Here is a 12,745-nt window from a genome sequence, read left to right as displayed (position 1 = left end):
CGGCGATGATCGGCGAGTTGCCCTCACAGCAACCCCCGTTGCGATCCGTCGAGGTTGCCTTGTCGGCCCCATGACGCGCTCGTAAATTCACCGCGCATCGGACGAGCCTCGTCCGGAACGGAGAAAAGAGCAGCTCATGAACCTCGCCGGCATCGACCTCCTGGCCAAGGCGCCGCTCGCGGAAGGCGATGTGTTCCTCGGCGGCCGCTGGCTCCCGGCCGCCGACGGACGCACCTACCCCGTGTCCGACCCGGCCACCGGCGACCTGATCCGGGAGGTCTCCGCGGCCGGAGCGGAGGACGCCCGCGCGGCGGTCGGGGCGGCGGAGTCGGCCGCGGCCGGCTGGCGGGCGACACCGCCCCGGCGCCGTTCGGAGATCCTGCACCGCACCTTCGAGCTGATGCGCGAGCACACCGACATCCTCGCCCGGCTCATCGTGCTGGAGAACGGCAAGGCCTACCGGGACGCGGCGGCCGAGGTCGGGTACGCCGCCGAGTTCTTCCGCTGGTTCGCCGAGGAGGCGGTCCGCATCGGCTCTTCCTTCGGGGACGCCCCGGCCGGCGGCTACCGGCACGTCGTACGCAAGCACCCCGTCGGCGTCACCGCGTTCGTGACGCCCTGGAACTTCCCGGCCGCCATGGCCACCCGCAAGATCGCCCCGGCGCTCGCGGCCGGCTGCCCGGTGCTGCTCAAGCCCGCCCCGGAGACCCCGCTCACCGCGCTCGCGGTCGCCGCGCTGCTCACCGAAGCCGGCCTTCCCGAGGGCCTGTTGAACGTCCTGCCGACCGACCGCGCCCCCGAGGTCGTCGCCGCCTGGCTCGGCGACGCACGGGTCCGCAAGTTCTCCTTCACCGGCTCCACCGCCACCGGCCGACTGCTCCTGGAGCAGGCCGCCGCGAACGTCGTCAACGTGACGATGGAACTGGGCGGCAACGCCCCCTTCGTGGTCTGCGCGGACGCCGACGTCGACGCCGCCGTGCGCGGCGCGATGGACGCCAAGATGCGCGGCGGCGGCGAGGTCTGCATCGCCGCCAACCGCTTCTACGTGCACGCCGACGTCGCCGCCGAGTTCACCGAGAAGTTCGGCGCGGCCATGGCCGCCGTCCGCGTCGGACCCGGCCTCGCGGAGGGCGTCACCCTCGGCCCGATGATCAACCAGGCGGCCGTGGCCAAGATCCGCTCCCTGGTCGACGACGCGGTGGCGCGCGGCGCCCGGATCGCCGTCCAGGGCGACGTCCCGGACGGACCCGGCCACTTCCACCCCGCGACCGTCCTCGTCGACGTCCCCGACGACGCCCGCATCCTGCACGAGGAGGTCTTCGGCCCCGTCGCGCCGCTCACCACCTTCACCGACGAGGACGAGATGCTCACCCGCGCCAACGCCACCGTCCACGGCCTGGCCTCGTACGTCTACTCCCGCGACGTCGGCCGCGCCCTGCGCCTCGCCGAACGCCTGGAGGCCGGCATGGTCGGCGTCAACCGCGGCCTGCTCTCCGACCCCGCCGCGCCCTTCGGCGGCGTCAAGCAGTCCGGCCTCGGCCGGGAAGGCGGCCGCGAGGGCATCGAGGCCTTCCTGGAGACGCAGTACATCGCCCTCGACTGGCCCCTCTGACCGGCCCCTTCGAACCTCTTCCCGTCCCCGCCCGCTCACCGCTCACCGCTCACCCGCTCACCCCGAGGACCGCTCATGGCAATGACGCCTGCGACCCAGCAACCGCCCGGCACTCCGGAAGTGTCCGCCGACCGCGCCCGCGAACGCCGCCGCCTGCAGACGAAGCTGAAGCTCGCCACCCAGATAGGCGAGGGCATCGACGGGTACATCATCGGCGGCATCGGTATGGCGATGACCGCACTCACCGCCGACCTGCACCTCTCCACCCTCATGGAGGGACTGGTCGGCGCCTCCCCGCTGATCGGCATCTTCATCGGCGGCCCGCTCTTCGGCCGGCTCGCCGACCGTTTCGGCCGCCGCCCGGTGTTCCTCGCCGACATGCTGATCTTCCTGGTCGGCTCGGTCCTCCAGTTCTTCGTCACCGACGGGCTCCAGCTCTTCCTGATCCGGCTGCTGATGGGGGTCGCGATCGGCGGCGAGTACGCCATCGGTGCCCCGCTCCTGTCCGAGTACGCCCCGAAGCAGGGCCGGGGCCGATTGCTGGCGAGCCTGGAGATCAGCTGGTACGTCGGCTACGCACTCGCCACGGTCGTCGGCGCCCTGTTCGCGGACGTCGACGGCGGCTGGCGCTGGTCCCTGGCCAGCAGCGCTGTCATCGCGGTGGTGTGCGTGTCGCTGCGGGGCGGCATCCCCGAGTCGGCGCGCTGGCTGCTGAGCAAGGGCCGCCGGGAGGAGGCCGAGGCGCTGATCGAGAGGTACGGCATCGAGATCGACGTCGACGCCGAACTCGACGAGCGGAGCGCGACCGGACAGGACGGGTTCTGGGCGCTGTTCAGCAAGGACCACCTTCGCAGCACGGTGTTCGCGAGCGTCTTCTGGGCGGCCCTGGTGCTGCCGTACTTCGCCATCGGCACGTTCTGGACGCAGGTCTTCGACGCCCTCGACATGGGCGACAACGCGGTCGCGGCGTTGCTCGTCTACTCGTTCACCGCGGTCGCCGGTGTCACGGCCGGCTGCCTGGTCGTGGACCGCATCGGCCGCCGCCGGCTGCTGATCCCGCCGTTCTGGATCACCGCCGTCTGCCTGGCGCTGGTCGCGGTGTGGCCGCACTCGACGCCCGTCATCGTGGGCGGCTTCCTCTTCTTCATCTTCCTCAACGCGGCGTCCAGCGCGCTCACCGCCGTCTACCCGCTGGAGGTGTTCCCCACCTCCCTGCGCGCCACGGGCGTCGGCTTCGCCACCGCGATGAGCAGGGTCGGCGCGGCCGTCGGCACCTTCCTGCTGCCGATGGGCCTCGACCGGTTCGGAGTCGAGTTCGTGCTCCTCGTCGGCGCCGGGGTGCTCGCACTCGGCGGCCTGGTCTCCCAGTTCCTGGCCCCGGAGACCACGGACCTGGACCTCGCGCAGGCGGCGCGGGCGGCGCGCGGGCCGGCGAACGGCTGACACCCGTCTCGACAACCCCATACGGAGGCCCCGCGCGCGAGCGCCCGCGGGGCCTCCCGTCCGTCTCAGACGGTGGCGTGACGCGAAAGTGCGTCAAGGTGAGCGTGCCGAAACCAGGCAACGCGAGGGTTGGTCCAGTCCAAATCTCAGGATGTCTTAAGGCGCGGATGAGCACGTCGAAAGGAACGGATCGCAAGCTCGTTGGCAGTTCCCCCACGCGAAGGAAGTGTCACCATGACCGCGCACAGCAGGAAATGGATCGTGGCCACCGGGCTGACCGGTGCGCTGATGGCCGTCACCCTGGGCGGCACGACCGCCTCGGCGGCCCCCGCGTCCGGTCCGGCCGAGGGCGGGTCGACCGGCATCGTCGACTCCACATCCGCGTCGGGTTTCACCATGTCGACGGCGACGGGCGTCGAGGTGACCGTGGCCGAGACCCCGGCGACGAAGACCGTCGGCAGCTCCGCCGCGGCCGTGCGGGCGGGCGCCAGTGTGCTCGTCCTGGGGACGGTGGACAGCGCGACCATCACCCCGTCCCGGGTCGTCGTGCAACGCCACGGCGACGGCGGGGTGGCGGCCGCCGAAGCGGCGGGGGTGATCCCCTTCCAGCAGGGAACCCCGTCACCGGCGAAGTCGGTCGGCCGGATCCCGGACTACACCGAGGGCGAAGGCACGATCATCAGCGGAGTTACGGCGGACAAGGCCGTCAAGGCCGCGCAGACCGTCGTCCCCGGCGGTGTCAACGACCGTGTCGTGCAACTGGACGACGGCGAGTACGAGGTGCACAACATCAGCGTCAACTGGCCGCACCACGTCTTCGTCGACCAGGACTTCAAGGTCGTCGGGTACGAGTAGTCGCGAGTGGACCGCCGGTTGCGGTTGCGGGGAGGGTTTCCGGGCGGGTGCCACGGTTTCCGACGGCGTCAGGTGACAGGACCGGCATGCATAGTTTGCGGCCCCGGGTACGGCACCGGACCCCGTGCCCCGACGTAGCGTGACCGCGTCACCGCATGCCCGCCCCGCACCACCGGGAGTCCCAGATGGCCCGCTCCGAAGCCCGCGTTCCCACCGACCGCCCCGCCCGTTACGCCAAGCAGCTCGCCTCGCACCTCGGCCGCCGCTCGCAGACCAGCTGGGACGAGGAGGCGGGCACCGGCGGCATCGTCTTCCAGAACGGCACCGGCACCCTCACCGCGACCGAGGGCGCTCTGCTGCTGACCGTGGAGACGGACCCCGAGAACCTCGACGTCCTGGAAGGTGTCGTCGGCCGGCACCTGGTCCGTTTCGGCACCCGTGACGAACTCGTCGTCGCCTGGCACCGCGACAACGGGGAGCCGGGCACCACTCAGCGCAACTCCGAGGAGCCGATGCCCCATTGATCTAGTCGAACTGGCTCGGCAGCGGTGCCGGGGTCTTGCCGGACAGCACTTCCTTGAGGCGCTTGGCGCCGTTCTGCACGGCCAGGGCGGTGCTGTCGTGGTCGGCGCCCGAGAGGCCGCCGTTGGTGACCGCGGCCCCGGAGGCGCCGACGCGCAGCACCGCGACGTCCAGGGTGGTCGTGGCGGGCTGCCCGTTCGAGGTGCCCTGGACGGTGACCGTGAGCGCCGCCAGCGCGTCGCCCGCCTTGGGCGGCTCCTTGTACTCGACGACCTGCACGGTCCGCTTGCTGCCGTCCGAGGCGGTGGCCGAGAACTGGTTGCACTCCGTGGGGAGGTTCTTCAGCCACTTGATGGTGGCGTCCATGGCGGCCTGGCCGTAGTCCCCCACCTGGTACAGCAGCCGGGAGTCCTCCGAGGTGAAGCCGCGCAGCCCGGAGGCGCCGGTGGCGCGGCCCAGCAGGGTGTCGGAGTAGAGGCTGTCCAGCAGCCGCTGGCAGTCGGCCGCGTCGGACTTGGCGGTGAGGAAGTCGGCGACGTCGACCTTCCCGACCAGCATCTGGTTGCGCCAGGTGGCGGCGTCGTTGGCCAGCTGCCAGTCGTCCTCGATGTCGGCCGGCGTGATCAGCGCGGCCTGCGCCCCGGGGCCGGTGAGGGTGGGAGTGCGCGACGGGGCCGGGGAGCGCTCGGCGGCGGGGGAGACGGCCGCGGCCTCGGGGGAGCCGCTGCCGTCCGAACAGGCCACCGCCGTGGCGAGCAGGGTCCCCGCCGCCAGGGCCGTGGCGAGCACACGCGCGGGTCGGGACGGACGGGTCATCGCGACTGCCTCCTCGGGAACGCGGTACGTCACTGGGCGGACGGCGCCGGTGCGCGCCCCTTCCGCCGGACGACGCCGGACGACGTCGGTGCGTCCCTCCACGCCACCACCGGCCACGAGCACCGACCACCCGCACGTGCCATTCGGGTGAGCGTCATGACCCGGCCGCCGTGATCCGCACCCGCCGACTGCCGCAGCGCGGGCACACCGCGTCCGTGAGCGGCGACGGCACGGCCCGGCCGGCCTCGTCGACGTACTCCAGGGTGGTCTGCAGCTCCGGATCGGCGACCGGGTCGGTGAAGAACACCGCTTGGAAGGTGGCCTCCCAGCCGTGGCCGCACCGCCCGCAGCGGAACGCGAAGGTCTCGGGCACGGCACCCGGCACCGGCCCGGGACCCGGGGGCTCGTGCATGGGCTCCGGCTCCTGTCACTCGGCCTCCGCCACCAGCGCACCGCTCCTGCCCGCCGGCGGCAAGTCGGGGCCGGGTGTCCCAGGCGTGGACGCCCCCTTGACGCCGGGCGGAGGCCGATCGACACTCCAGGTGGTAATCCTAGTGAAAAGGTAGGGAAAGATGGGTCGCCTGCGCACGCTCACCGGCAGACAGCGCCGCGAGAGCCCCGCGCCCTGGACAGCTCCCCTGCTCACCTCCCGCCGCCACATCGACCTGCTGCGGATGTGCGGCGCCACCGGCCGCAGAAGCTGAGCGACCGATCCCGGCCGTACGAGCCGGGCGCCCACCTGCCGGGACTCACCACGGCCCGCCGAGCCACCGCTCGCAGAGCCACGGCTCACCGGGCCACCGCTCGCAGAGCCACGGCTCACCGGGCCACCGCTCGCCGAGAACCCACCGACGAACGCTTCCGCCGCGCGTACGTCCGCGCGCCCGCCCGCCTCCGGGGAGACGCATGTCCATCACTCCACTCGCCGCCCTGCCGTCCGTCCGCACCGCCCCCGCCTTCCGGGGCCGCATCGGCCGCGACGCGCGCAGCGGCCACTACGCCGTGCCGCGCCGCTACCGGCTGCACCTGTCCACCGCGTGTCCCGACGGCCTCCGGATCGCCGTCGGCCACAGCCTGCTGGCCCTGGACGACTGTTGTCCGGTCACCTTCCTGCCCGCCGTCCCGGACTGTCCCGACGGCAGCCACGCGGTACTGCGCCCGCTGTACGAGGCCAGCGCGCACCGCTACTCGGGACCGGCCCTCGCGCCGGTGTTCAGCGACGGCTGGTCCGGCCGTATCGTCAGCACCCACAGCCGGGACATCCTGCGCGACCTGGACCAGCACTTCGGTGACGGCGTCGCCCGGCTCTACCCGTGCGGTGCCGAGGCCGAGATCGAGGCCGTCGAGCGGCTGTGCGCCGAGGACATCGAGCAGGCCGCACAGCGCGCCGGGCGTGCGGGCGGCGACCCGGAGGCGCTGGAGGTGCTGCTCGCCGCCCTGGACGAGCTGGAGCGCCGGCTGACCGGGGTCGAGTTCCTGGTCGGCGGGCAACTCACGGCCGCCGACATCGAGTTGTGGGTGACGCTGGTGCAACTCGACACCGTGCACCGCAACCACCTGGACGCCGCCGCCGTGCACGCCATCGCCGGCCACCCGGTGCTGTGGGCCTATGCCCGACGGCTGGCCGCCCACCCGGCCTTCGGCACCCACCTCGACCTCGACGGCATCGCCCGCCGCCACCACGGCCGTTGCCAGGGCCTGGAGGCCGCCGGCGCGGCCGTCCAGATCCTGGACTGGGCGGGCCACGCGGCGGACGCTCCCGGCTCTCCGCGCAGGTGAGAGCGGCCCGAACCGTTTCGCCAGTCGGACAGGCGTTGACATTCGTTCGGGCAACTGCGTTACTTACGGACCAGAACGGTCATGAGCGTCAGCATCAAGCCCTGGCTTGCTGACCGGCAACCCTCGCATCGCGGTGGGGTGCCCCAGGTGACGACCGGACCGACGACGTTTCGGCAAGCGACGATTCGGTAAGCGCGAGGCCCCCCCGGGGCCGGCACGACAGTGACAGGTGACGGACATGTACGCAGCTTCCAGGACGGCCCAGCGCCGCGCCGAGGGCTGCGTACGCCCGTACCCGAGCCCGCTCGTCGCCGACCGTGCCGTCGACCTGCTCCGTGTCAACAGCGCCCTGTGTAGCGCGTGTACCGCACCGGGCTGTGCCCGCTGCCGGGTCTGACCAGGCCTTCCCGCCGGTTTCCCGCAGCTCCGCACCCCAGCGTCCCCGTCGAAACACCGGCCGTCCGGTGTGCCGCCGTCCGCCCAGCCCCGTGCCCCGCGCGCCCCCGCGCACCGCGCCGTGCCCGAACGCGGCCCGGTGCGCGGCCCCCGCCGTGGGACACGTGGGTGTCCGACTCCGCCGGAGCCCGCCATGAGTGAACCCCCAGGCGCCACGATCGCCGCCCCCGAGGCACCCCCCGCCGCCGACGAACCGTCAGAAACCCTCGCGGCACAGCGCGTTCTTCCGCTGCGCAGGCCGGGACGGTGGATCGCCACCGCCGTCGTCCTGGTCCTGGCCGTCCAGTTCGTGCACGGACTGGTGACCAACCCCTTCTACCAGTGGGACCGCTTCGGCTACTGGTTCCTCCGGCCGACGATTCTCGACGGTCTGGTCATCACCCTCGAAGTCACCGCCTACAGTGCGGTGCTGGGCCTCCTCGGCGGCATCCTGCTCGCCCTGGCCCGGCTCTCGAAGAGCCCCGTGCTGCGCGCGGTCAGCTGGACCTACGTGTGGGCGCTGCGTTCCATCCCGCTCATCGTGGTCCTGCTGTTCCTCTACAACTTCAGCGCCCTGTACAAGACGTTGAGCGTCGGCGTCCCCTTCGGGCCCGCCTTCTTCTCCTTCGACGAGTCGAAGCTCGCCACCGACATGGTCGTCGCCGTCATCGGCCTCAGCCTCAACGAGGCCGCCTACGCGGCCGAGGTGGTCCGCGGCGGCATCCTCTCCGTGGACCAGGGCCAGCACGAGGCGGCCGCCGCACTCGGTCTGCCCAAGGGCTACCAGTTCCGGAAGATCGTGTTCCCGCAGGCGCTCAGGTCGATCACCCCGAACTACGTCAACCAGCTGATCGGCCTGATCAAGAGCACCTCGCTGGTCTTCTACGTCTCGCTGCTCGACCTGTTCGGCTCCGCCCAGAGCATGGGCTCCACCTACCCCGGGGACATCGTGCCGCTGCTCCTCGTGGTGACCGTCTGGTACCTGATCCTGACCAGCGTCGTCTCCGTGATCCAGTTCTACGTGGAGCGGTACTACGCCCGCGGCGCCACCCGCACGCTGCCCCCGACCCCCCTCCAGAAACTCCGCGCCGGCCTCACCGACCTGCGCGCCCGCATCCGCCGGGAGGCCGCGGTATGACCACCACCGACACCCTGGAGACGGCCCCCGCCGCCCTGGAGATCCACGGCGTCCACAAGTGGTACGGCACCCACCGCGTCCTCGACGGCATCGACCTGACCATCCGCCCCGGCGAGGTCACCGTCGTCCTCGGCCCGTCCGGCTCCGGCAAGTCCACCCTCCTCAGGGTGATCAACCACCTGGAGAAGCCCGAGCGCGGCCACGTCAGCATCAACGGCGAGCCGATCGGCGTGAAGCGGCACGGCGACCGGCTGAAGGAACTGAGCGAGCGCGCCATCCTGGCCCAGCGCGGCCGGATCGGCTTCGTCTTCCAGAACTTCAACCTCTTCCCGCACCTGACCGTGCTGGACAACGTGGCCGCCGCCCCGGCCGCCACCGGGAAGCTCAGCAAGCCCGCGGCCCAGGCCCTGGCCAAGGAACTCCTGGAGCGGGTCGGCCTCGGCGAGCGCGTCGGCGCCTACCCCCGGCAGCTCTCCGGCGGCCAGCAGCAGCGCGTGGCCATCGCCCGCGCGCTCGCCCTGCGCCCCGGCGTGATCCTCTTCGACGAGCCCACCTCCGCCCTGGACCCCGAACTCGTCGGTGAGGTCCTCGCCGTCATCAAGGACCTGGCGACCAGCGGCACCACCCTCGTCATCGTCACCCACGAGATCGGCTTCGCCCGCGAGATCGCCGACCGGGTCGTCTTCATCGACGGTGGCCGGATCGTCGAGCAGGGCCCGCCCTCCGAGGTTCTCGACAACCCGCGCCACGAGCGGACCAGGGACTTCCTCAGCAAGGTCCTCTGAACCACCCCCCTTTCACTGCACCTTTCACCGCACCTTTCACCGCAACACGAAGGACAGCCATGCCCACGCTCCTCACCCGACGCAGCCTGCTCAGAGGCATCACCGCGGCGACCGCCGTCGCCTCCCTCGCCACCGGGCTCGCCGCCTGCGGGGGCGACAGCGACGCGGCCACCACCACGGCCGCCGCGAAGACCGGCGAGGTCGTCGTCGGACAGGTCTCCAACGGCGCCGCCACCCAGACCACGATCAAGGTCTCCGAGGTCAAGTCCATCAGCGCCGAACTGCCCGACTCCGTCAAGAAGAGCGGCAAGCTGGTCATCGGCGAGGGCGCCCTGCCCGCCGGGTTCCCGCCGCTGGCCTTCGTGGGCAGTGACCAGAAGACCCTCACGGGCTCCGAGCCCGACCTCGGCCGCCTGGTCGCCGCGGTCTTCGGCCTCAAGCCCGAGATCCAGAACGCCACCTGGGAGAACATGTTCGTCGGTATCGACAGCGGCAAGGTCGACGTGGCCTTCTCCAACGTCACCGACACCGAGGAGCGCAAGAAGAAGTACGAGTTCGCCTCCTACCGGCAGGACAACCTCGCCTTCACCGTGCCGAAGAAGAGCACCTGGAACTTCGACGGCAACTACGAGAACCTCGCCGGCAAGACCGTCTCCGTGAGCGCCGGCACCAACCAGGAGAAGATCCTCCTGGAGTGGAAGAAGAAGCTGGAGAGCGAGAGCAAGAAGCTCACCGTCAAGTACTTCCAGGACAGCAACAGCGTCTACCTGGCCCTGTCCAGCGGCAAGATCGACGCCTACCTCGGCCCCAACCCCGGCATCGCGTACCACAACAAGCAGACCGCGAACACGCCCAACGCCACCCGCACCGCGGGCACCTACTCCGGCGCGGGCGCCAGCCTCCAGGGCCTGATCGCGGCCACCGCGAAGAAGGACAGCGGCCTCGCCAAGCCGCTCGCCGACGCCATCAACTACCTGATCGAGAACGGCCAGTACGCCGAGTGGCTCAAGGCCTACAACCTCTCCAACGAGGCCGTCGCCAAGTCCGAGGTCAACCCGCCCGGACTGCCGCTCGACAACTCCTGACCACCTGTCAAGAAGCAACACCGCAAGGCGAGAAAGGACCGCGCCTCCGTGACCCTCCAGACCGACCTCCACGGAGGCGGGGCCCCGCTCGCACCCGATACGTCCCCGCTCGACAACGCCGTCTGGTCGGCCCTCACCGGCCCGCACGCCCACCTTGCCGAGCGTATGGGCCGGGCCGCCCGCTACCCCGACGACGTCTACGCCTACGCGGCCGTCGCCGACTCCACCGACCCGGCCGCCTGGGCCGACCTGCGCACGCTCGTCGGCCCGGGAACGACCGTGAAGGTCAAGCCGGTCGAGGTGGCACCGCCCGGCTGGGAGGTGGTCGGCGGCGGGATCGGCGTCCAGTTCGTGGACACGGCACTGCGGGCCGAGCCTGCCCCCGAAGCCGTACGGCTCGGGCCGGACGACGTGCCCGAGATGCTGGACCTGGTCGCCCGTACCGAGCCCGGCCCGTTTCGCAAGCGGACCGTCGAGATGGGCGCCTATCTCGGCATCCGCCACCGGGGACGGCTCGTCGCCATGGCGGGGGAGAGGCTGCGGCTGCCCGGCTGGACGGAGATCAGCGCCGTCTGCACCGACCCGGAGCACCGGGGCCGTGGCCTGGCCACCCGCCTCGTCCGCGCGGTCGCGGCCGGCATCCGGGAACGCGGCGACACCCCGTTCCTGCACGCGGCGCCGGGCAACGCGAACGCGATCCGGCTCTACGAGTCGATCGGCTTCACCGAGCGGCTGCGCGGCCGCACCCTGCTGCTGCGCAGCCCGGGAACAACCACGAACGCCGGTCTGTTGTGAGTCACGACGAGATGTACGCGGAGCAGGCCCGGAGAACGGGGAGGTGCGGGACGTGACACGTGTCCTCAGCCCCAGCCGCCGCACCGTCCTGCACTCCCGGCCGCACATCGACCTGCAGCGCGTGGCCGGCGCGCTCTGTTGTTCCTGACCATCCCCCAGCCTTCGGCCGGGGGACCCCCATCTCGCTGCGCTCGCCCGCTCGCGCCCCCGTCTCCGGCGCGCCCGCGTACGGACCTTCAGGAAGGCACCACTGTGTCCTCATATCCCGCTTCCCACCTGCACCTCGCCGTCGCCCTGGACGGCACCGGCTGGCATCCCGCCTCCTGGCGCGAGCCGGTCGCCCGCCCCCGTGAGCTGTTCACCGCCGGCTACTGGGCCGACCTGACCGCCGAGGCCGAGCGCGGTCTCCTCGACTTCGTCACCATCGAGGACGGCCTCGGCCTGCAGTCCTCGCACTACGGCGAGCTCGACGGCCGCACCGACCAGGTCCGCGGCCGCCTGGACGCCGTCCTGATCGCGTCCCGGATCGCGCCGCTGTCCCACCACATCGGCCTGGTGCCGACGGTGATCGCCACCCACACCGAGCCGTTCCACATCTCCAAGGCGATCGCCACCCTGGACTACGTCAGCACCGGCCGCGCCGGGGTGCGGGTGCAGATCTCCGCCCGTCCGCACGAGGCGGACCACTTCGGCCGGCGTACCTTCCCGCCGGTCGACCTGGCGGAACTGCGGTCCCCGGCCGGGCAGCAGCGGCTCACCGAGCACTTCGACGAGGCCGCCGACCACGTCGAGGCCGTACGCAGGCTCTGGGACAGCTGGGAGGACGACGCCGAGATCCGGGACGCCGCCACCGGCCGCTTCGTCGACCGGGACAAGCTGCACTACATCGACTTCGAGGGCCGGCACTTCAGCGTCAAGGGCCCCTCCATCACCCCGCGCCCGCCGCAGGGCCAGCCGCTCGTCACCGCCCTCGGCCACCAGACCGTCCCCTACCGGCTGATCGCCCGGCAGACCGACGTCGGCTACGTCACCCCGCAGGACGGCGCCGACGCCCGCGCGATCGTCGCCGAGATCCGCGCCGAGCAGGAGGCCGCCGGACGGGCCGGCGACACCGTGCACGTCTTCGGCGACCTGGTGGTCTTCCTCGACGACGACCCGGCCGCGGCCGCCGCCCGCAAGGAACGCCTCGACGCCCTCGACGGCGGCGAATACACCAGCGATGCCCGGATCTTCACCGGAACGGCCGCTCAACTCGCCGATCTTCTTGAGGAGTTCGCCGCCGAGGGCCTCACCGGGTTCCGGCTGCGGCCCGCCGTGCTCGGCCACGACCTGCCGCGCATCACCGGGGACCTGGTCCCCGAACTCCAGCGCCGCGGCCGCTTCCGCACCGCCTACGAGGCCGACACCCTGCGCGGCCTGCTCGGGCTCGCCCGCCCCGCCAACCGCTACGCCGCCGCTGCCACCGCCTGAGCCGGAAGGA

14 protein-coding genes and 1 riboswitch are annotated in these 12,745 nt (G+C 71.9%); of the genes, 12 read left to right on the top strand and 2 right to left on the bottom strand.

Translation table 11 applies throughout. The features are described from left to right. Positions 1 to 136 precede the first annotated feature (136 nt). The 4 genes from ABT137_RS31085 (at position 137) to ABT137_RS31070 (ending at position 4,434) form a co-directional block, all read left to right on the top strand. Entirely contained in the window at positions 137 to 1,612 is a 1,476-nt protein-coding gene (locus ABT137_RS31085; RefSeq protein ID WP_351714434.1) for an NAD-dependent succinate-semialdehyde dehydrogenase, read from the top strand. A 75-nt stretch (positions 1,613 to 1,687) separates the two neighbouring features. Continuing rightward, positions 1,688 to 3,055 (top strand): MFS transporter, encoded by a 1,368-nt coding sequence (locus ABT137_RS31080; RefSeq protein WP_351714433.1) that lies wholly within the window; start codon positions 1,688 to 1,690, stop codon positions 3,053 to 3,055. A 234-nt stretch (positions 3,056 to 3,289) separates the two neighbouring features. Continuing rightward, positions 3,290 to 3,910, top strand: a complete 621-nt coding sequence (locus ABT137_RS31075) for a hypothetical protein (RefSeq protein WP_351714432.1) — start codon at positions 3,290 to 3,292, stop codon at positions 3,908 to 3,910. Between the two features lie 185 nt (positions 3,911 to 4,095). Beyond that, positions 4,096 to 4,434 carry a DUF2218 domain-containing protein gene (locus tag ABT137_RS31070; protein WP_351714431.1) on the top strand — a complete coding sequence of 113 codons (339 nt, stop codon included), beginning with the start codon at positions 4,096 to 4,098 and terminating at the stop codon, positions 4,432 to 4,434. A gap of 1 nt (position 4,435) precedes the next feature. Here ABT137_RS31070 and ABT137_RS31065 read toward each other — a convergent pair whose 3' ends face one another. Together ABT137_RS31065 and ABT137_RS31060 are read right to left on the bottom strand one after the other, a co-directional pair. Beyond that, the gene (locus ABT137_RS31065; RefSeq protein WP_351714430.1) at positions 4,436 to 5,248 is read right to left on the bottom strand and encodes a hypothetical protein; all 813 of its coding nucleotides are present in this window, start codon (positions 5,246 to 5,248) and stop codon (positions 4,436 to 4,438) included. 154 nt (positions 5,249 to 5,402) lie between these two features. Further along, the gene (locus ABT137_RS31060) at positions 5,403 to 5,660 is read right to left on the bottom strand and encodes a hypothetical protein (protein ID WP_351714429.1); all 258 of its coding nucleotides are present in this window, start codon (positions 5,658 to 5,660) and stop codon (positions 5,403 to 5,405) included. A 160-nt stretch (positions 5,661 to 5,820) separates the two neighbouring features. On the opposite strand from ABT137_RS31060, the gene ABT137_RS31055 reads away from it, so the two are divergent. The 8 genes from ABT137_RS31055 (at position 5,821) to ABT137_RS31020 (ending at position 12,735) form a co-directional block, all read left to right on the top strand. Continuing rightward, a complete protein-coding gene (locus ABT137_RS31055) occupies positions 5,821 to 5,952 on the top strand; it encodes a hypothetical protein (RefSeq protein ID WP_351714428.1) in 132 nt (43 codons plus the stop codon). A 202-nt stretch (positions 5,953 to 6,154) separates the two neighbouring features. Further along, positions 6,155 to 7,027, top strand: a complete 873-nt coding sequence (locus ABT137_RS31050) for a glutathione S-transferase C-terminal domain-containing protein (protein ID WP_351714427.1) — start codon at positions 6,155 to 6,157, stop codon at positions 7,025 to 7,027. A gap of 77 nt (positions 7,028 to 7,104) precedes the next feature. Beyond that, a riboswitch (SAM riboswitch) is annotated at positions 7,105 to 7,228 on the top strand. Between the two features lie 388 nt (positions 7,229 to 7,616). Beyond that, complete coding sequence (locus ABT137_RS31045; protein ID WP_351714426.1) at positions 7,617 to 8,600, top strand: amino acid ABC transporter permease; 984 nt, start codon at positions 7,617 to 7,619, stop codon at positions 8,598 to 8,600. Further along, positions 8,597 to 9,385: an amino acid ABC transporter ATP-binding protein gene (locus ABT137_RS31040; protein ID WP_351714425.1), complete on the top strand. Its 789-nt coding sequence runs from the start codon at positions 8,597 to 8,599 to the stop codon at positions 9,383 to 9,385. The genes ABT137_RS31045 and ABT137_RS31040 overlap by 4 nt, the downstream gene beginning before the upstream one ends. 59 nt (positions 9,386 to 9,444) lie before the next feature. After that, entirely contained in the window at positions 9,445 to 10,470 is a 1,026-nt protein-coding gene (locus tag ABT137_RS31035; RefSeq protein ID WP_351714424.1) for a transporter substrate-binding domain-containing protein, read from the top strand. A 48-nt stretch (positions 10,471 to 10,518) separates the two neighbouring features. Continuing rightward, on the top strand, positions 10,519 to 11,265 hold the full coding sequence (locus ABT137_RS31030; protein WP_351714423.1) for a GNAT family N-acetyltransferase: 747 nt from the start codon (positions 10,519 to 10,521) through the stop codon (positions 11,263 to 11,265). A gap of 52 nt (positions 11,266 to 11,317) precedes the next feature. Then, a complete protein-coding gene (locus ABT137_RS31025) occupies positions 11,318 to 11,413 on the top strand; it encodes a putative leader peptide (RefSeq protein WP_350785419.1) in 96 nt (31 codons plus the stop codon). Positions 11,414 to 11,517: 104 nt separating this feature from the next. Further along, a complete protein-coding gene (locus ABT137_RS31020) occupies positions 11,518 to 12,735 on the top strand; it encodes an LLM class flavin-dependent oxidoreductase (protein ID WP_351714422.1) in 1,218 nt (405 codons plus the stop codon). Positions 12,736 to 12,745: the final 10 nt, after the last annotated feature.

Source organism: Streptomyces sp. NPDC001980 (genome assembly GCF_040296885.1).
GTDB lineage: Bacteria > Actinomycetota > Actinomycetes > Streptomycetales > Streptomycetaceae > Streptomyces.
This window is presented reverse-complemented; position numbering and strand designations above follow the sequence as displayed.